This is a genomic window from Aureibacillus halotolerans (assembly GCF_004363045.1).
Taxonomy (GTDB): domain Bacteria; phylum Bacillota; class Bacilli; order Bacillales; family DSM-28697; genus Aureibacillus; species Aureibacillus halotolerans.
In genome coordinates this window covers 252378-272280 of the sequence record NZ_SNYJ01000005.1, presented here as the reverse complement: position 1 = coordinate 272280, position 19903 = coordinate 252378, and the positions used below count along the sequence as shown (strand labels likewise).

Annotated in this window: 14 protein-coding genes; 2 read left to right on the top strand and 12 right to left on the bottom strand. The window is 43.7% G+C overall.

The window, feature by feature from the left end:
• Positions 1–74: 74 nt before the first annotated feature.
• Positions 75–260: an alpha-L-fucosidase gene (locus EV213_RS08565; RefSeq protein WP_208112730.1), complete on the bottom strand. Its 186-nt coding sequence runs from the start codon at positions 258–260 to the stop codon at positions 75–77.
• 166 nt (positions 261–426) lie between these two features.
• Between EV213_RS08565 and EV213_RS08560 the strand changes: the two genes are divergently transcribed.
• A complete protein-coding gene (locus tag EV213_RS08560) occupies positions 427–906 on the top strand; it encodes a glutathione peroxidase (protein WP_133580094.1) in 480 nt (159 codons plus the stop codon).
• 1290 nt (positions 907–2196) lie between these two features.
• Here EV213_RS08560 and EV213_RS08555 read toward each other — a convergent pair.
• The 4 genes from EV213_RS08555 to EV213_RS08540 form a co-directional block, all read right to left on the bottom strand.
• Positions 2197–3066, bottom strand: a complete 870-nt coding sequence (locus EV213_RS08555; protein WP_133580093.1) for a carbohydrate ABC transporter permease — start codon at positions 3064–3066, stop codon at positions 2197–2199.
• A gap of 3 nt (positions 3067–3069) precedes the next feature.
• Positions 3070–3975 (bottom strand): carbohydrate ABC transporter permease, encoded by a 906-nt coding sequence (locus tag EV213_RS08550; protein ID WP_133580092.1) that lies wholly within the window; start codon positions 3973–3975, stop codon positions 3070–3072.
• The gene (locus EV213_RS08545; RefSeq protein ID WP_133580091.1) at positions 3972–5246 is read right to left on the bottom strand and encodes an ABC transporter substrate-binding protein; all 1275 of its coding nucleotides are present in this window, start codon (positions 5244–5246) and stop codon (positions 3972–3974) included. The genes EV213_RS08550 and EV213_RS08545 overlap by 4 nt, the downstream gene beginning before the upstream one ends.
• A 181-nt stretch (positions 5247–5427) precedes the next feature.
• On the bottom strand, positions 5428–6717 hold the full coding sequence (locus tag EV213_RS08540; protein WP_133580090.1) for an amino acid permease: 1290 nt from the start codon (positions 6715–6717) through the stop codon (positions 5428–5430).
• 302 nt (positions 6718–7019) lie between these two features.
• Here EV213_RS08540 and EV213_RS08535 point away from each other — a divergent pair, with 302 nt between their 5' ends.
• On the top strand, positions 7020–8003 hold the full coding sequence (locus EV213_RS08535) for an ABC transporter substrate-binding protein (RefSeq protein WP_133580089.1): 984 nt from the start codon (positions 7020–7022) through the stop codon (positions 8001–8003).
• 159 nt (positions 8004–8162) lie between these two features.
• On the opposite strand, the gene EV213_RS08530 is transcribed toward EV213_RS08535, so the two are convergent.
• The 7 genes from EV213_RS08530 to EV213_RS08500 all read right to left on the bottom strand — a co-directional run bounded on the left by EV213_RS08530 (position 8163) and on the right by EV213_RS08500 (position 19516).
• Positions 8163–9671: an MFS transporter gene (locus EV213_RS08530; protein ID WP_133580088.1), complete on the bottom strand. Its 1509-nt coding sequence runs from the start codon at positions 9669–9671 to the stop codon at positions 8163–8165.
• A gap of 35 nt (positions 9672–9706) precedes the next feature.
• The gene (locus EV213_RS08525) at positions 9707–10291 is read right to left on the bottom strand and encodes a TetR/AcrR family transcriptional regulator (RefSeq protein ID WP_166639222.1); all 585 of its coding nucleotides are present in this window, start codon (positions 10289–10291) and stop codon (positions 9707–9709) included.
• A 162-nt stretch (positions 10292–10453) separates the two neighbouring features.
• Positions 10454–11470, bottom strand: a complete 1017-nt coding sequence (desA, locus tag EV213_RS08520) for a Delta(5) desaturase DesA (RefSeq protein ID WP_133580086.1) — start codon at positions 11468–11470, stop codon at positions 10454–10456.
• A gap of 1244 nt (positions 11471–12714) precedes the next feature.
• A complete protein-coding gene (locus EV213_RS08515) occupies positions 12715–15441 on the bottom strand; it encodes a glycosyl hydrolase family 95 catalytic domain-containing protein (protein WP_133580085.1) in 2727 nt (908 codons plus the stop codon).
• Positions 15442–15979: 538 nt separating this feature from the next.
• Entirely contained in the window at positions 15980–17620 is a 1641-nt protein-coding gene (locus tag EV213_RS08510; RefSeq protein ID WP_133580084.1) for an extracellular solute-binding protein, read from the bottom strand.
• Positions 17621–17639: 19 nt separating this feature from the next.
• Complete coding sequence (locus tag EV213_RS08505) at positions 17640–18563, bottom strand: carbohydrate ABC transporter permease (protein ID WP_133580083.1); 924 nt, start codon at positions 18561–18563, stop codon at positions 17640–17642.
• A complete protein-coding gene (locus EV213_RS08500) occupies positions 18557–19516 on the bottom strand; it encodes an ABC transporter permease (RefSeq protein WP_133580082.1) in 960 nt (319 codons plus the stop codon). The genes EV213_RS08505 and EV213_RS08500 overlap by 7 nt, the downstream gene beginning before the upstream one ends.
• Positions 19517–19903 lie beyond the last annotated feature (387 nt).

Genomic DNA, 19903 nt, shown 5'->3' with positions numbered 1-19903 from the left:
GACAGATCACCTTTCGTTCAGGTTCTCCTTTTTTTGCTTTACCCGCGATGAATAAAGAACAGAATTTTATGAAATTATTTATGCAACATTAGTGAGTTCTCATATGTATCGGGTGGAATTTGTTCATAGGACATCACCCATTCGTGTCGTGCAGGAAGCGCATACAATCCCCAGTGAATAAAGAGCCCAAAGCGATCGTGCAACAGCCAATCCGGGTTTCCATAGTGTTGTGGCCAATTTGCTTTCAATTGATTCGTCATCTTGTCCGCTCCTTTGTTGATGTGTTCACCTTATACACCTTCTGTATTCATCATTTATTGAATAATCCCTTCTTTTCTGACAAATGATCAGGCGGTGAGACGTGATTCAGTTAGTGAATTCGGGTATAGTCAAGTAAGTACGAACTTAATTGAATGGAGGCATACAATGAGCGTCTATGAATTCAGCGCGAAAACCTTGATGGGGGAAGAAAAAGCGCTTGCCGACTATAAAGGAAACGTCCTCATCATTGTGAATACTGCGAGCAAATGTGGCTTTACCCCGCAGTTTAAAGAATTGCAGGAGCTATATGACAAATACAAGGATGAGGGGCTGGAGATTCTTGGCTTCCCTTGCAATCAGTTTATGAACCAGGACCCCGGAACGGATGAAGACATTCAGGAATTTTGCCAGTTGAACTTTGGTGTCAGCTTTCAAATGTTCAGCAAAATTGATGTGAATGGAAAAGACGCACATCCGTTATACGCCTATCTAGCCTCCCAAAAGTCTGGCATGCTCTCCAAAAAGATTAAGTGGAATTTCACGAAATTTCTCGTTGATCGTCAAGGAGAAGTGATTGATCGCTATGCGCCACAGACCTCCCCAGCAAAAATGGAAGACGACATAAAGAAAGCCTTACAAAGCTGAAGAAAACATCCGCACCACGGGACAGCCCCCTGGAGTGGATGTTTTAACTTTTGCAAGGAAACTAATTACCTTCTACACTGACTGTGTCTAGCAACATTTAGTTCAATTAGTAAGGTGAAGATAGCAATAATCACTAACTACATCTCAAAAAAACAAAGTCTGCTATTAGAAAGCTCACACCTCAACCATTAATAATTCGAATCGGTGTTGCCTTATGCCTTTAGGGTGAAAAGAAATCACGAACGCTTCGTCAAAATACTTCGCTTTCTGTGGGGCACGGCTTCAGCTTCCTCGGAAAGCAGGCTTTCCGAGGGGATCTTCAGCTCGCGCTGATCCCACTAGAGTCTACGTCTGTTGACTACGCTGGGGTTTGCTTCTGCGTAAATTGTTTTATTGTCTTTGTCACAGTTTCGCATAGCGAGTAAAAAGCGTGTTACAATCAAATTAGGCAAGTAAGTGCATCGTCACGCAAAGTTAGATCACCTAGTGCAGTATTGATGCAGCGGTGGACTTATGTTTAGAAAACTTGTGCAGTGCAAAATCAACTTCAACGCTGGATGTGTTCTAGTAGATGCAAGATCAATTGACCTTTGCGGAACAACACTTGCTATCTCCAGTAAGTAGCACGGTACCAATGGTCACAATCCTTTACTTTCTAAAAGGTCGTCTTTCAGTAATAAAGCTGACTTCTACGCTCTATATCACTAAATGAGCCTCTCTTTAATTGTGTTCATATCATAAAAATAAGTTCATCATAAAAACTGTCACTAGCGAGACTTCTGCGGCTAAGAAAACACGACGAGGTCCTTTCGAGTCGATGTTGCCCTTATGCCCTTTAAGGTACTAAGAAATCTAGGCCGCTTCGTCAAAACACTTCGCTTTCCGCGGGCACGACTTCAGCTTCCTCGGAAAGCAAAAGCGGCTTTCCTCCGGGATCTTCAGCTCGTGCTGTTCCCGCAGGAGTCTGCGTATTTTGACTACGCTGCTGTTTATTCTGTGGAAATTGTTTTTCTTTTGTCCCGGTCTCGTGTAACGAGTAAGAAAACGTGTTCAGGCGTTATTGCTTACCAAACAAGACAAGTAAGTGAATCGTTTCATGCAAAGTGATATCACTTAATGCAGTATTGATGCAGCTACGGACATAAGGTAGCGGTTAATGCCTTACTAGCAAAACAAAACTCCCAACAGATTCAATTGAATTGTTGGGAGTTTTGTTTTGCCCTAGTCTTTTCATATAAACTGTATGCGTTTTGCAGACCTCTCTTCGGTTGATGTTTTTATGTTCTTACTCTATCCCTTCACCGAACCGATGGCTACGCCTCCCATAATTTGGCGGGAGAATATCGAAAATACAATAATGATCGGGATGACGGATAGCGCAACGCCTAGGTATTGCAAGCCATAATCCGTGCTGTAGACATCCTGCATCATCGCTACAAGCACAGGCAACGGGTATTTATCCTGAGAAAACAAGAGCACAAGCGGGGTAATAAAGTTGTTCCATGCCCCAATAAAGCTAAAAATGCCAAGGGCAGACAACGGAGGCAACAACATCGGTAGAATAATCCGGTTAAAAATTTTTAATTCCCCTGCTCCATCTATTCGCCCTGACTCAATGACGGAATCAGGAATACTGCTCTCAATAAATTGCTTTAAGAAAAACACCGCAAAGGCGTTGGCGGCTGAAGGCAAAATGATTGCTGCATGCGTGTCGAGAAGCTTTAGCGTAGCCATGAGCTTAAAGTTCCCGATAAGCCCTAGCTGCATAGGGACCATCATCGTTGCCAGCACGAACACGAACAGGACATTTCGACCCTTAAAGTGAAATTTCGCAAACCCGTAGCCATTTAATGCAGCGCAATAAAGCGTAATTATGGTTGTCGACCCGGCGATGATTAGGCTATTCATAAAACCACGCCCGATGTTTACAGAAGCGCTCATCCGTTGAAAGTTGGTGATGAGCTCTTGCCCCGGGAGGATGATAAATTTCGACGCTATATCGGCATTGCTATGTGTCGCATAGATAATCATGATATAGAAAGGAACAATACAGACAATCGCCAGCAGTGATAAGGAAATATAGATGAAGAGTCTTGGCAATATCGGCTTTCGATGGCGAAGTGTTTTTTGTTGTTTTTCAACAGCAACCTGTTGGGCCATTGTTTATTTCACCTTCCTTTCTCTGTTCGATCGAGTGGATATCCAAAAGGACAGGACAGACAAGAGGATGATAAAAATAAACAAACAAAAGGCGATGGCAGCTCCATACCCATACTGGTATTGCACAAATGCCCTTTGGTACAAATACATGACGCTTGTTAAGATGGATCGATCTGGGGCGCCGGTTCCTTCTGAAAGGGTAAAGGGCTGATCGAAAATCTGCACGCCTCCGATAAGCGTGGTGATCACTTGAAAGATGATCACTGGCTTTAGAAGTGGAATCGTAAGTTTAAAAAACGTTTGTATTTTGCTTGCACCATCGATTTGTGCCGCCTCGTTGTATTCATGCGGAATGCCTTGCAAGCCAGCAATATAAATGATCATTGAAAAACCGAAATATTGCCAAAATAAAATAGCTGACGTAATGAGGCGCATAAACCAAGGATCGCTCTTCCAATTGATAGGATCATCAACAATGCCTAGTTGCAGCAAAATTTGATTGACGCTCCCCGCCTGCCAGTCAAACATCAGGCTGACGAGCAGTCCAAGGGAAGCAGCCGTAACAATATTCGGGAAAAAGAAAACGGCACGAAACATGTTCTTCCCTTTTAGAAATGCTTCATTCAAGATGACGGCGAGCACGAGACTAACGGTGAGCTGAGGAATGACCGAGATGATCCAGATAAACATTGTATTAAACAAAGCTTTGTAGAAAATCGGGTCAACGAGAATATAGCCGTAGTTTTGCAGACCAACGAACACTGGGTCACGAAGTCCATCCCATTGAGTAAGGCTCAAGTAAAACGAATAGATCATCGGATACAGCCCAAATATCGCGAAAATGATAAAAAATGGTGCGATAAAATAATAGCCATAATGATCTTTTTTCAATCCGCTCAGCGTCTTCATTCCCCTGCCCCCTCAACATCGAGATCTGGATAATAAAGCTTCACGTCTCGTTTGAACCGCTTCACAACATCCTCGTGTGTTTGAATGGAACCATCCACATAAAGTTGAACAGTATCAGTGAAGATCGGCGAGATGGTAGAATCGTATTTCGTTTCCTCCAATGGATAAACGCGATCGCCTTCATTCGCAAAAAATTCAAAGTAATTTTGCCCAGCTAAGAAAGGTGACCCCGTAGCGTTTGTTTTTTCTGCCATATACGCATTCACCTCGCGATTGCTCACAAAATATTCTTGATCGGTTGCCAACTGCTTCAAAAATTGGTCATCCCCTGCGTAAAACTTAATAAACTTCCAGGCGTTCTCCTTTTTCTCACTCCCACTGTACATCGCCAAGAACGTCCCACCTGCACTAAACGCATGTGGTGGACTTGCCAGCCCCCATTTTCCTTCTGTGTCAGGTGCGTTATTTTTAAACGTATATTGTAGTCCCCAAGTGGCGCCAGGAAAAAAGGCAACCGTCCCATTTTGCATCGCAGCCGTCCCCGCAGGAGAGCCGTTACGAATACGCTTCACTACGTTACGTGCATGGGCTTCATCAATAAGATCAAGAATCTCCAAGCGCGCAGGATCAATAACGAGCTTGCCGTCCTTCACCCAAGGTTTTTTCACATTTCCAATCTGAATTGTGTTTAAATTGTTCCAATTTGTGAAGCCGTACACTTCTCCCTCGCTTTTTTCATAAATCGATTCGCTCACTTCCATGACGGATTCCCAGTCAGCCATCATTTTAGTAATCTCTACTGGATCTTGCGTACCGAGATATTTTTCTGTCAAATCCCGACGATAATAAATCCCTCCTGGAGTGCCTTGATAGCCTAACGCTTTAACGTTACCATCTGCGTCCTTGGATGCGGCAGCGACATAATCATATTGTTCGTTTGTAATTTCTTCTGCATTGTATGGAGCATTTGACAGATTTTCGAGTTGCTTCAAATCAATAAGCTTTGGAAGGACACTCTTTTCAATAAGAAATACATCGGGGGCGTTGACTCCGGTCTGCAAAACAGCACGAGCCTTGGATTCATATTGGCTTCCTGGAATTTGCACATAACGGATATCAATATCGGGGTACTGTTCTTTAAATTTATCGACCGCATAGACTGCTTCATCCGTAAAGCTCCAAATGACAAGACGGTCATCGTTCGCGAGCACTGAACAGGAGCAAAGAAATGCCAACATGACAACTAAAGGGATGACGCGAAGCTTTTTCATCGAATGCCTCCTTTTGTTGATAACGCTTACATTTTGAACATTGCGTCAAATGGGCTCTTAATGGTTTCTTTGTTTAAGTAACATATCATAATTCGTATCGTTAGTTTAACCACTCGCCCTCTCTTTGTCAAACAAATAACTGTGTTTTTTCTGACAAATCACAAAAATCCTCGTCATTAAATTACTCTCGCGATGTCTGACGAAGAAAGGCAAAGAAACCGATACAGACCAAAAAAGCGAGACTAATAAGGAAGCCGACCCGCCCTTCTGTATGACTTAAAGTTCCGCTTATGGCAACCAAAATGAGGACGAATGCGAGCCGAATTGGCCATTGACTCACATGCTGCAATAGAGCTTTCCCTGAAGCCAGAATCATGACCCAAGTAAAAAGCAGCATCAAGCCAGCTGCCGTCGTCACGTACACATAGATACGTTCCGGAAGAATTAGCGCCGCTCCCACCGTACAACATAACCCAGCTGCCGTTAAACAAAGTGATCGCAACGGGATACCCCTTTTCGTTGCTTTAGAAAACCATGCGGGTGCGTCCCCTTCTTTGGCAAAGGTTTGAACTAAGGTGGTGATCGCAAATAGCGAGGCGAGCATTGTTGAAAAACCCGCTGCAATTAGGGCAGCATTAAATAGACTTGGAATAAATGGCAAGTCAAAGAGGGCAAGTGCTGTGACAAAAGGGCTTTCGTCTTCGGAGTAAACGCTGGCAGGGCGCATGTATAGTACAAGACCGAGGGACCCTACATAAAGAACAGAAAGCATAGCCAGCATCAACTTGCCTGCTTTTGCCGCCTCCTTAGGCTGCTTTAAATCATTGGCCATGATCCCCATGATTTCGATGCCACCAAACGCATAAAAGGCATAGATGAGCGCAGACCAAAACCCTAAACCACCCTGTAAAAAGAACGATTCTGCGTCTGTAGTAGCTTGAGTTGAGACTTCAGGAAGCCACCCCAGCAAACCTGCACAGGAAAGTCCGATAAATAAAATGAGGGCAGTTATTTTTATAATAGCAAATCCATGCTCCATTTTTTCAAAGGAACGTACCCCTGCAAACACGATAAGCCATCCGATCGCACCATAGAGAAAAGCAAATAGCCAAAGTGGTGCAGCTGGAAACCAAAGCTTTGTAAAAAGGCTCAACGCCGTTAATTGGCTCCCCATTATTAAAAGCTCCGCCGAACAGTATACCCAGCCCGTACTAAAGCCTGCCAACCTGCCAAATGCCTGCTTTGCATAAGACCTGAATGAGCCTCTCTCAGGGTGTTGCGCAGTCATTTTTGCTAACGTGGCATACACAATATACGTCGTTACTGCTGCAATAAGGATAGCAAGCGTAAACGATGCTCCTGTTTTTAAAATCGCCAAACTGGAACCTAAAAAAAAGCCTGTTCCGACAATACAACCGACACCAAGAAGAGATAATTGCCACCATGTCAGTTGTTTTTTAGGTTGCTCCATTTCAATCACCTCCTCGTTCGTGCTCATTATAGATGAAGATTCCTCACTTCACTAGGGCGTGTCTGAGAACTCAGAAGGGAGCAAATGTTGCCGAATTTTCGTTCCAAGCAAGGCGCTTTTTCGCAGGCGTACCGGGCGTACGTCAAGGAAAAGGAACGCAGCAGGGGACGAAAAGGCGGTGACAGATGCCTCTTAGCGAGTTTTAAGACACGCCCTAAACAGCACTCGCAAAAAACGTTATTGCATCCTAGCATAGAACGCTGTATCATGATAATGAGAATTATTATCAAAGGAGATTGCATATGATGCTTATGAAAAAGACCACTCTACTCTTCGGACTCTTCCTTGTTCTCTTGCTCGCCGCATGTGGAGCCAATGGAACTGGAGATTCGGAGACTAGCGATTCAACAGATTCAGCACAAACAGCTGATCCAACCGAGGAAGCCACAGAGAATGATGCGACACAAACGGTGACGGACGGGAAGGATCGCGAGGTTACCATACCTAAAAACCCAGAAAGCGTTGTTGCCTTAACTGAAATCGGCGAAGTGATGGGTCTTGGTGTCCAGCCAACTGCCTCTATAGGATACTATCTGGATAAATTCAATCCAGAAAAAGTCGAAGGAATTGAAAACGTTGGACAAGATCAAGCGAACTTAGAGCAACTCGTTGCGCTTGCCCCAGATTTAATTATTATTCCTAGCTATATGGAGCCTACTCAGGTGGATAGCTTAGAAAAAATCGCACCAACGTATGCGACGAAGTTCAAATCCACGCCGCTTGAGCGAATGGAAGGCTTGGCAACGATCTTGGATAAACAAGATGAGTTTGCCCAATGGAAGGAAGAGTATGCAACGAAGGTGGAAGAAACGAAGGAAGCGATTGCCCCTTATGTTGAGGAAGGGGATAGTGCACTCGTGGTGCAATTTTATGACAAGCTGATCTATCAGCATGCCCCTACTGTTTTCTCAGCGCTGTATGACAATGGCGTCGGGTTCCAGGTACCAGAAGGAGCTGAAGCCATCACCGATACACAAAGCATTTCGGAGGAAGTGGTTGCCGACTATGCAGCCAACACCGACTTTTTGTTCATCTTGACGCAAAACCCTGAGGACAATGACCGCTATCAGCAGTTGATTGATACTGTTTGGGCGGACATTCCCGCTGTACAGAACGGAAAAGCGTTCCTCGTTCCAAATGAACGCTGGAACGATTACAGTATCTCTGGCATGCAGTGGACACTTGAAGATTTGCCTAAAGTGCTTGCGGGAGAAAAAGTCGAATAACATACCCAAAAACCGTCACGTCCATGAATTTTGGACGTGACGGTTTTTTGTATGGCCATAGTCATCTAGGACAGGCTGAATGAAAGCGGCGCATTGTTGCCATGGCAATGAGTAACGAATTAGGCACCGACGAAAGCACGTGTGTCAGCTGCCTGAGCTTTATTCGTACTGGCTTTCAGACGTCTCGTGTTTCAACTTTCGTCTCAACACGATAATCGTCAGCGCTGTTACGATAAGGAGGATCGACCCCGTGATTAAGACAGCATGAAAGGCTTGATTAAAGGCTTCTTTCCCCGTAGTAATAATCGCATTTGCTGTACTATCGGGCAATTGCTCCGACGACAGAATTGCTTCATCTAGACTATCTCGTACATTCGCTGGGACATTGGAAATCCCCTCTGGCAAAATAAAGGACGCTGTATAAATAAACGATGCGACACTCCCTAAAATAGCAATGCCAATGGCTGCGCCTAATTCGAAAGCCACCTCTTCAATGGAGGATGCCATGCCTGCTTTTTCAACTGGCGCATTGTTAATAATGGAGCTTGACGCTGCCGTCATTCCGCTCCCAACCCCTAGTCCAAAAATGACAAGACACACCACCTGAATGACCACGGAGCTGTCCGCAGCAAACAAGTAGGCTCCCATCCCTACCCCCGCCGTCATCAAAGACAACCATTGGATGTTGAGCGTATTTGAAGCATTAATGATCGCCCCAATAAAGGTGCTTGAAAGAAATGAGGCCGCTGCAATAGAAAGTGTGAATAAGCCAGCTTGAAGCGGTGTAAGCCCCTCGACTAGCTGGAGTTGTTGGGTAAACACATATTGCATCCCCATCAGAGTAAAGGAAGACATTAACGCAGTAAGCACACCTGTCACAAAGCGGACGTTTCTAAAAAGAGTCAAATCGATTAAAGGCGCCTGAATTCTTTGTTGCCTTCTGATGAACAAAACAATCGCGATAAAGCCGATAATCGCAGCGATAAACATCGTCAAAAGCGAGCCATCTCGTTTGCTGAGCTCCTTCACAGCGAAAACGACCGCAACGAGGCCTACAAGTATTTGAACAGAACCGATCAAATCCCAAGTTGTACTTCGGTCTCCTGCTTGCTTTGGAACAAAACGAATCGTTAATAATATAGCGATGAGAACAACTGGTACATTGACGAGGAACACAGAGCCCCACCAAAAATGCTCCAGCAAAAGCCCACCAATTAACGGACCAAGAGCTGCACCACCTGACGCAACAGAAGCCCAAATGCCAATCGCCAAAGACCGTTCTCTATCGTCTGTAAACGTGAAGCGAATAATCGATAAGGTTGCTGGCATACTCATCGCGGCACCAATGGCAAGGAAAACCCTCGATGCAATAAGCACTTCAGGTGTAGGCGAGAACGCAGCCATAACAGAAGCTATGCCAAAGGTGATAAGACCCAACGTAAACAGGCGCTTATGACCAAAACGATCCCCTAACGAGCCCAGCGCAGGTAAAAGGCCTGCAACAATTAATGAATACACATTGACAATCCATAGTTTTTCAGAGGCTGTTGCAGCCAAATCATGTGTTAAAGCTGGAAGGGCCGTATAAAGAATGGTCATATCAACGACAATCAAAAAGAGTGCACTGGAGACCGTTCCTAATACGAGCCAACGCTGAAGTTTTGTCATTTGCGATACCTCCAAATAGCCAAGGTGCTATGCACTTACTCTCGGCTGTCCATAATGCCTTTTAAGAAAATAGGCCATGCCGCTGTAAAACGACGTTGAAAACTTTGCTTATTCACTCCATACACCAACTCAATCGTCAACCCATCATAGAGTGTTAAAAAGGCAGCAGCTGCATCCACAGGTCTGGTCTGCTTGATGTCATTGCGCTGACGCATAACATCAAAATAAGTCACTAAATACTGCTCAAAAGAGGCAAAGAAAGGGTCAATTAAATCAAAAACTTCCTCCAACAGCGATTGTGGAGGGAAATACGACATTCTAAGCAGGAAAGTAAATTCACTGCTGTTTTCAAATTTTGTCTGTTGCTGTTCAAGTAGACCATGCAAATGCTCATCCATCGGCTTCTCTATATCAGCAAGGTACGTTTTTAACAAGTTGCTTTCTCGTTGGAAGACTTTTTTTATAACGTGCAGGAAGATATCCTCTTTCCCGCTAAAATGAGCATATAACGATGGTTTTTTAATCCCTACATCCTTTGCAATCGCGCTTAATGTAGCTCCTTCATAACCGTTCCGCGCAAAATGATCTTGAGCAACTTTTAAGATTTGATCTGCGGTCAATATCATCACCTACCTAATGGTCGTTAGGAACATCATACAAAACATCCATCCCCTTTGTCAATAAGACGCAGGTGGATGGATGTTTGATCAACTAATGCCTTTATTTGATAACGTATTCTCGCAGGAACAATGACTCTACGAAAGGCATTTATTGTAGAATGCTCACAACGGGCTGTTCGTCCTTGGTTTCAGGAGATGTTTAATATCACGAAAGCCTACAAAGCGATTTTGTGATTGATCCCACAATCGAAAACGCAGTGATTGAAGGCTTGTTCGTAGCGTTATAGTAGTGACATGCTGAAGAGCAGGAATATGATTATGCGCCTTTTCAAGAAAATAATTTGGGACCCTTGGGCTTAAATGATGGATGTGATGGAAACCAATATTCCCTGTGACCCATTGTAAAATCTTAGGCAACTTATAATAGGAGCTTCCTTCTACAGCAGCTTTCACATAGCTCCATTTGTCTTCTTTTTCAAAGTACGTGTCCTCGAATTGATGCTGTACATAAAACAACCATATTCCAATCACACCCGCAATATAAAAAATCGGGCCATGGACGAGTAAAAAGGCTTTCCAACCAATTGTCAAACAAAGAATCGTTACGACGACAACCATTGCAGCATTTGTCAGATACGTGCTCGACCGCACACGCCACTTCGTCCCTTTTTTGTTGATTCGATTCATAATAAGAAAGCTAACGATTGGACCCAAGCCAAACATGATAATTGGATTACGATACAGACGATAACCAAACCTTTTAATAAAGGATGATTGGATATATTCATCGACGGTCAATACCCAAATATCCCCTGTACCTCTCTGGTCTAAGTTACTACTTGTCGCATGATGCACCGAATGATCTCGCTGCCATCCACGATATGGGAAAAATGTTATAATGCCCGTAACAGTGCCAACAATTGCATTGACACGCCTCTGTTTGAAAAAAGCGTAGTGACAGCAATCGTGAAATAGGATAAATATCCTTACGAAAAAGCCAGCAGCAACCACACAAATGCCGAGAGTAAGCCAATAGGAAATCGCTAAACTTTGATACGCCAAATACCATAAAACGAGAAAAGGAAGAATGGTATTTATCATTTGCCATATACTGCTTTTCGTGCGCGGTTTTGCAAAGGCGGCAACAGCCTTCGTTAATGCACTGCGTTCTGATGCCATGAAATCTCCAGTCCGAGCAATATAGCCCAAAGTTATAGTCGTTTTATTATGTTTAATTTGACAATATTTATAGGTAAAGAATCATGGCGCCATGATAAAGACACTACAATCCCACTCTACCCATCTTGACGCATTACATCACGGATTACAAGAGAAGTAGTCTTTCTCTTGTAATCTCTTTAGAAAGCGTCACATCTTCGCCATCTTTTTGATGTATTTATTTCCGATAATTTCTGGATTTAGTCCATTCACCACAACTCGGGGGTTGACATTGATTTAACAGTCGCCCGAGTCAATTTCAGGAATTGCAGTTTTATTAAAGACGACATAGATTTTGAGGTCGGTCAACGCAGCAGATGGTCGTGCTGGAAAAATGGGTGGGTATCTTGAGCGGTGATGGGCAGTAAGGATTACTTAACTCAACTTTTGTACCTTACATTTGGCAGACACGCTTCCTTTATAGTTACTGAATACAGCAGGAGCTGTTCTGTCAATCAATCGATCTATCTCACCTTGCTTTCACTAAAGCACTGCCAGCGTTGAAGGTGATTTCACACTGTCCAAGTTATCTAAACATTCGTTAACCACTGCATCAATACTGCACTCGGTGATGTAACTTTGCATGAAACGATGCACATACTTGTCTTGATTGGTAAGCAGTACGTCTTAACACGCTTTCTGACTCGTTATTATGAGACCAGGACAAAATAAAAACAATGTACGGAGAAACATACATCAGCGAAGTCAAAATACGTAGACTCCTGCGGGAACAGCGCGAGCTGAAGATCCCGCAGGAAAGCTTGCTTTCCGAGGAAGCTGAAGCCGTGCCCGCGGAAAGCGTAGTATTTTGACGAAGCGGTCCTGAAGACGTCGTGATTTCTTTGCCGCTGGAGTCTCACTAGTGGCTTCTTTTAATGATGAACTCGTTTTATGATATGACATGAATTAAAAAGGAATCGATCTATCTCACCTTGCTTTCACTCAGGCGCAGCCAGGGTTGAAGGTGGATTTTTGCTCTACGAAAGTTTGTCTCCTAATAATGAGTATTGTTCTTTTTTACATAATGGAGTTGTTTCGCACTTTACATTTGATAAGCTCCCTGCTAATGCAGGAAAAACCCACATTAACAAGGAGCTATTTGTTATACGATTAGCCTTATACTCGCTTTCACTCATGGGCAATCGCTTTTTGGTTGAAACGAGCTTTTCCGGTCAGGTCTAAGTTTCCGGTTACCTTCCGCTTTTTTATTGTTGAGAAGCTGATAAATGAAACTGGATTGCCGCCTCTTCGGCTTTACCAAGTGTTAACGAAATCACTTTGCGCCCATGAAGTTCATGAGTTTCAGCTTTCACGCCATTAACCATAGCATTGTCCCATTGAAGACCAGCCGACAGACGGATTGCATTTCCTTCCGTCCTTGACCTCAATATAAGCTTAATTTCATTAGAAGAAATGTCCCATGCAAGTTCCTTGACCTCTACTTGCGATCGAGCCATCAATCCATTGATTGAGCCAGTGGTCCAATCTTTTGGCAATGCCGGAAGAACTTCAATTTCACCAGAATTAGAGAAAAGTAAAGCCTCATTAATCGCTGCTACTGTCCCATACGAAGTGTCAGTACAGTAGGAATGATTGCGTCGATTCGTATCATGGTCCGTCATTAACGATAGATAGTACCCTGTATCCTGCATCATTGGCAGCAAGGATTGGACGACCCCCTCTCCATCCTTCAATCGCGCACTCACTAACGCTTTATGCATCCATCCGTGTCCTGCCGTTGCGTCCTCCGTATTGTATTTGTCTCTGTTCGCCAGAGCTTTGGTCGCCGCGGTTGCGAGATCACGGTCGTTTTGTGTTTCATAAGCTGGCCAGGCAGGATACAAATGACTTAAATGGCGGTGGTTATTGTTTTCAATATACTCATTCACCGCCCATTCTCGTAACGCGCCGTCTTCATCCAATAAATAGTTTGGCAGCTGTTCCAATAAGGCTTCCCATTTTGCAACGGCTTCTTCATATCCCGCTCGTTTCACTGCCTTCTCCAAGGCAATGACCATCATTAGCCCATCTCGCGCAGCAGAAATGTCCATCGTTGCGTTTGCAGTAATTCTGCTGCTGTACCCAATGGGATGATTTTCGGGGGAATACGCAGGGATAATAATGTAGGTCTCACCAGGGAGCAGCTCTGTTTTCCCCTGCTCATGGCATACCTCACCTTTGACATTTGTATAGTATTCAGGTGTACATATCTGCTCCCAAAAATTTGCCTGCTTTGTTAACAGTGGTAGTAAAATGTCTTGTTCAAGATCAATGGCGCCTTTTGCTTTCAACGCCGCAAACTCATTGTCTGTCAGCCCACCATTGTTTACGCTGAGCAGATGCTGGAGGGCATCAATGCGCATCAGCTCTTGAATAGGAATCTTTTGATTTCCATAACACTGCCAGTATTCATAAATTGGTAGCAGACACCAGCTGGCGCCAGCATTCCAATACTCAAACGGGAAGTCGTTATCGTATTCAATATGCATGGCTCGGTCCCCATCCGAGTTGACAGAAACCTGTATAGCGTCATGCATACCATACGCCATTCTTGCATTGTACTCAAAATCAGGTGCTTGTCGAAGGAAAAACGTAATGTATCCAAGTGGTGCATAGGTTAAATGCCCCGAGTTCATCGCTGCAATTTGAAGGTTTACGTTCGCATCTAACGTGTATATAGCACGCCAGGCTGGGTTCCATTCGCCTGTCCACAAGCCATATAAACGCGGCGCACTTTGTCCGCTTGTACAAATCATTGCATAACGTCCCTGATTATACACCTGTTCTATAAAAGCATGATGGAGCGTTGAACCTGTGTTTCTCTGTGTTTGAATCAACGCTAAGTTATCTAGTGCTTTCTCCTCTGCATTCCCATGAATAGAAAATTGAACAGCATTGAATTCAGGAGCATGCTTTTCAACATGTGCTTCAAGAGCATCGTCATAGTCAAATCCAACTTCTGTATCGGTGTAAGCGGTAGCTACTTTGTTCGTATGTTGAAGCAAAGCATCGATAATTTGATAGTCCTCCGCGCTTGAAAAGTCCTCTATTGGCCCCATATCAAAGGTTCTGTTGGATTGCGTGATCAAATAAACAGCATCCGCATCGGTGATTTGTATACCTGGATTTTGTTGCATACCCACATTCATCGACTCATCTGTATCAGCTAGGTGCACCCTTTTCTTCGTACCGTTCACTGCTATGACCTGTGTCACACCAGCATAGCCGCCGTTCATAAGCTCGCTACCAGGATACGAAGGGTAATGAACCACCTGAGCGACATAACTGGCAGACTCATCAACGAGTTTCTTGTATCGTAACGCTGTTAATTCTGTCTCTTTGTCGTGTGCACGGCTCATATTTGAGATGTCATCAATCGAGATTACAAGATTGAGTTTACATCCTGTCGATGAGGCGGTTAATTTCGTAATCGACACATTGTCTACTCTTGATGTAAACGAGGTTCTCGTCCATTCACCAAGTTCATCCTGGTACGTCACTCCGGTTTCTGCTGTTTCATAATTTGTCCAGCGTTCATAATTGGCGACGCTCCCCTTTCTTTCCATTGTCAAACGAAGCTGATGTCCGGGATGATAGCTGTAATAAAATGGCCTTCTTCTACGCTCGCCAGAAGCATCCTTTATCACCCATTGGTCATTTTGCTGAAACACATTCAGTCTTGCTTCCTCCAGTTGACCAGTTAGCTCCTCTGGAATTTCTCTCGGATCCTTTGATGGGTAGTTGTACCACATGTGTTGGAAAATGAAGCTATCCGTATATGGTGAGCCCGACGTTATGTAACCGTTCTCACCATTCCCACTAACCATACCGTCTCTCCACTCAAAACCAGGGTTTGTCGCTGGAACCTCGGTAAACGAGTTCGTATAGTTACCCTTTGTATACTTTCGTTTCGCTGTTGTGTCCGCTTTCATTTAGGATCCTCCTCGTATCGTATGGTGTAAGCTCAATATTCGAGTTACTTCCCTTCCCAAACATCTTCTTTTTCTTTTAGCTGGTGATGGATAGTGAAAATTGGTAAAGCCAGCGTTGAAGATAATTTTTGCGCAGCGAAGGTTATCAAAATTTAAGTCCACCGCTGCATCAATACTGCACTTAGGTGATCCAACTTTGCATAGAACGATACACTTACTTGTCTTGTTTGGTGACCGAGACAAAATAAAAACAATTTATACAGAAACAAACATCAGCGTAGGCAAAATACGTAGACTCCTACGGGAACAGCGCGAGCTGAAGCCGTGCCCGTGGAAAGCGAAGTATTTTGACGAAGCGGTCGTGATTGCAACAAGCCAACATCGATTCGAAAGGACCTCGTCGTGTTTTCTTTTCACCCTACGGGCACAAGTGCATCATCGAATCGAAAAAACCTCATCCTGTTTTCTTTGCAGCTGGAGCGTTTTTCAACAGCGTCAAGCGGGGGCTCATCTAAAGATGAACCCACCGGCTTCATTTTTACTTTGTTTCAAGGGCATCATACGATTTTTGCATAATTTCCAAGTATCGACTTCCATTCAAGCCATCAAACCCCGACACATACTCCTCCCATTCCGTTTCTATGTCCTTTGCACCAGTGATAAACTGAACCATGTTCTGTTCAATGTACCCGTTAAGGTTAGTGATCAGCATAGCCACTTCTCCAGCCTCTTCCTGATCAATCCATACCTTCCAATAAGGGTACATGTTTTCTTCAGGGGGTTCATGCCCCTCATAAAGGAGTGTTGCCTCTTGTAAACGGCGTTCAAAACCGGCCGTTGTATATATTTCTGTGCTTGAAACTTCCGCATCACGAAGACCTCTAAAATGCCAGTATTGCCCATTTGCTCCCCACGAGATATTCTCTTCCCTTTCTTCCTCCTCACGATTTTCAGGGAGCTTTCTATAAATTGGATCTACATCGGAATTCAACGCTACTTCACCCTCTTGAGGATCGCGCCAGCCAACGCCTTTAACTCCAAACTGAGCATTTAATGAACCTTCTACTGTAAACATGTAGTCTAGCGCCTTAATGGCTGCAATTTGTGCTTCCTCACTTGCTTTGTTCGTTAACACAAATGTCGCCCCAGGCATGCTCGGAAACTGATAGGTTGTAAGATTTTTTTGACCCTCTAGTGGTGGAATTGCTTGGTACTTATCTGAATTAAGGCGCTCTTCGTCAGTGGTAAACGTTCCTGGGTGGGTTCCCGGGCCAACACCCAAAATCACATCTCCGCCATTATTCCCTATTTGTAACAGCGCGTCAGCATTTTGCGTAAACGTGCCTGGGTCGATTAAACCAAGCTCAAAAAGCTCTGCCGCATAGCGAACCCCTTCTCTCCATCCCTCTGTTGTTGCAGCAAAGCTCACATTGCCATCTTCAAGTAGGAGCGGTATTTCACTTGAGTGGTAATACTCAAAAGAGTTCATTAAAAACGGGATTGGTGAATCATCAACACGGCCACTCATTGGAATTTCATCGGGTTTGCCGTTGCCATTTGGATCTTCGTTTTTAAAGGCCAAAAGGACATCCTTCATTTCCTCAGTAGTTGTAGGCATCTCAAGCCCTAACGTATCCAGCCACGTCGTATTAATCCATAATTTTTCTGGATATGAACAGTGGTAGCAATCGTTCCATTGAGGCATGCCATAAATGTTTCCATCAGGTGCCGTTGCCATCGCTTTAAGATCTGGTTCCTGATCAAAAGCCTTTTGAATATTTGGGGCATGCTCTTTAATGAGATCATTTAAAGGCAGGAAAATACCTTGTTGTCCGTATTTCAAAAGCTCAGACTGTGAAAATTGATCCACCCATGGAATCATTAGAAATAAGTCTGGATAGTCCCCACTCGCAAGCGAAATTTGCCTTTTTTCGCTTGCCGCTCCAGCATCAAGAGTCGTGGTCTGCCATGTAAAATCAATATTGAATTTGTCCTCAATGACTTTCGAGAACTTATTATCCTCAAAATTTGTTTCAGCGCCTTGTGGGGCAAACACATTAATTTTGACTCGCCCATCATCTGTCGTTGCACTTTCCCCTGAAGTCGCATCATTTGAACAACCCACAAGCACAACTGCAGCTATTACAACGAGGATTGTCTTCTTTATGAACCATTTCATTTGTCTCCACTCCCTTACGTTATCCTTTAACCGAACCGATAAGCATACCTTGCATGAAATATTTTTGCACAAACGGATAAATGATGAGCACAGGCAAGCTTGCCACAACAATGAGAGAGTATTTCATGAGTTCTGCCAGTTGCTGACGCTCCATCATTTCACTCGCGCTCATGAGACTACTCGCATCAGTGTTAAGAATCAAAATGTTGCGAAGCACGAGCTGAAGCGGATATAACGCTTCCGATTTTAAGTAAATTAAGGCATCAAAATAAGAATTCCACTGCATGATGGCGTACATTAACACCAATACCGCAATAATTGGCTTTGCGAGAGGAATGACGACGGACCAGAGAAAACGAAGATCACTGCATCCATCCATTTCACTCGCTTCAACAAGCTCCTCAGGAATGCTCGTTTGAAAGAAGGTGCGTGCGATAATCACTTGCCAAACCGCAATGGCTTTAGGAATCAGAAGAGCCCAGCGTGTATCCACCATACCAAGGTTTTGAACAACGAGATACTCTGGAATTAATCCACCTGAAAAAAGCATCGTAAACAAGATGAAAAACATTAAAAAGGTTCTGCCAAAAAAGGATTTACGTGATAATGGGTAGGCTAGCAGCACTGTCAGAGTGACCGCAATGATGGTGCCAAAAACAGTGTAAAATAATGAGTTGGCATACCCCATAATGACTTTACTGCTCCCGAGTACCGCCTTGTACCCATCCAATGTTACGTCAACTGGCCATAACCAGACTCTTCCTGACGTCACGGCAAGTGGGCTGCTCAATGATGAGCTGACAATGTAAATAAGCGGATATAAAATCGATAACGTAATCAGGGACAAGCCAACATAAATGAAAATGACGAACAACCGATCGCCTGCTGAATCTTTGATTTTGGTTGAGACATCTTTCACATTTCTTCCCTCCCTACTTACCATAAGCTGTTTCCTGTCACTCGCCTAGCAATGATGTTTACAGCTATAAGCAAGATAAGATTGACAACTGAATTAAACAGTCCTACTGCCGTTGCAAAACTGAAGTTTGCGTTTAACAAGCCAATTTTGTAAACGTACGTTGCAAGAACCTCTGAAGTTTCCAAGTTCATAGGGTTCTGAAGCAAATACACTTTTTCAAAGCCGATCGCCATCAAGCTTCCGACACTTAAAATGAGGATAATGGAGGCTGCCGGGAGAATTCCTGGCAAATCGATATAAAGAATCTTCTGTATTCTGGATGCTCCATCGACCTTTGCCGCCTCATAAAGAGCTGGATTAATACCTGCTAATGCTGCGAGATAAATCACAGCCGCATATCCTGTGTTCTGCCAGGCATCAGACCAAACAAAAATCGAGCGAAACAATTCAGATTCTCCTAAAAAGTTAATGGATTCTACGCCGAATACATTTAAGAGATTATTAAAAATGCCCAGCCTCGGCGCCAACAAAAGCATCATCATTGAGACAAGGACAACTGTTGAAATAAAGTATGGGGCATACGTCACCATTTGAACCGTACGTTTAAATGCCCTGACTCTCACCTCATTTAATGCCAAAGCCAAAAGGATTGGCAACGGGAAGCTGACCAGCACCCCATAAAGGCTTAATAGAAAGGTATTCTTAATAAGCGTCCATGCTTGAGGATTTGAGAAAAACATCTCAAAATACTTAAATCCCGCCCAAGGACTACCCATGACTCCTTGAACGACATTGTAATCCTTGAATGCAATAATTGCACCAAACATGGGAATGTACTTAAAGATAATAAAATACAACACTGGTGGGAGCACAAGCAAATAAAATTGCCAATGCTTTTTCCAACTACGTCTCGCCTGTGAGGCAATGCTGCGTTTCTGCAAAGCAGGCGATAATCCAGATGTCTGCGTTGCCTTCATCCAATCACTCCCCCCTCATCTTTAATTAATTATGATCCATTTTAGATAGCGTTTTCATATTCAAAACCCATCCTTGGATAGCGCTTACATCACTATAGCATCAAACGGTAAATAGAAAACAGGTACAATGAAATTCATGACGTACATTATCTGCCCATGCCTTGAGGCTCTAAGGATATACTTAAAAAGGTGAAGGGCATACAAGACACAAAATCAATATAACGCTGGCCATTAGAAGCAATGTTGTGTAAGGTTTTTGCTTGCCTTTTTTATCAATCGTCGGGCACTTCCCTTATGATATTTTCGGTATGGTTTTTCTCCCAGAGTTCACTCTATTTGCCTATGTCATTCTGTATACGATTCCTTTATAATGAAACACTATGTCAT

Bases quoted from the DNA above. Each gene is read 5' to 3' on its own strand.
- EV213_RS08565 (WP_208112730.1), bottom strand. From the start codon at position 260: ATGACGAATCAATTGAAAGCAAATTGGCCACAACACTATGGAAACCCG.
- EV213_RS08560 (WP_133580094.1), top strand. From the start codon at position 427: ATGAGCGTCTATGAATTCAGCGCGAAAACCTTGATGGGGGAAGAAAAA.
- EV213_RS08555 (WP_133580093.1), bottom strand. From the start codon at position 3,066: ATGGCCCAACAGGTTGCTGTTGAAAAACAACAAAAAACACTTCGCCAT.
- EV213_RS08550 (WP_133580092.1), bottom strand. From the start codon at position 3,975: ATGAAGACGCTGAGCGGATTGAAAAAAGATCATTATGGCTATTATTTT.
- EV213_RS08545 (WP_133580091.1), bottom strand. From the start codon at position 5,246: ATGAAAAAGCTTCGCGTCATCCCTTTAGTTGTCATGTTGGCATTTCTT.
- EV213_RS08540 (WP_133580090.1), bottom strand. From the start codon at position 6,717: ATGGAGCAACCTAAAAAACAACTGACATGGTGGCAATTATCTCTTCTT.
- EV213_RS08535 (WP_133580089.1), top strand. From the start codon at position 7,020: ATGATGCTTATGAAAAAGACCACTCTACTCTTCGGACTCTTCCTTGTT.
- EV213_RS08530 (WP_133580088.1), bottom strand. From the start codon at position 9,671: ATGACAAAACTTCAGCGTTGGCTCGTATTAGGAACGGTCTCCAGTGCA.
- desA (WP_133580086.1), bottom strand. From the start codon at position 11,470: ATGGCATCAGAACGCAGTGCATTAACGAAGGCTGTTGCCGCCTTTGCA.
- EV213_RS08515 (WP_133580085.1), bottom strand. From the start codon at position 15,441: ATGAAAGCGGACACAACAGCGAAACGAAAGTATACAAAGGGTAACTAT.
- EV213_RS08510 (WP_133580084.1), bottom strand. From the start codon at position 17,620: ATGAAATGGTTCATAAAGAAGACAATCCTCGTTGTAATAGCTGCAGTT.
- EV213_RS08505 (WP_133580083.1), bottom strand. From the start codon at position 18,563: ATGGTAAGTAGGGAGGGAAGAAATGTGAAAGATGTCTCAACCAAAATC.
- EV213_RS08500 (WP_133580082.1), bottom strand. From the start codon at position 19,516: ATGAAGGCAACGCAGACATCTGGATTATCGCCTGCTTTGCAGAAACGC.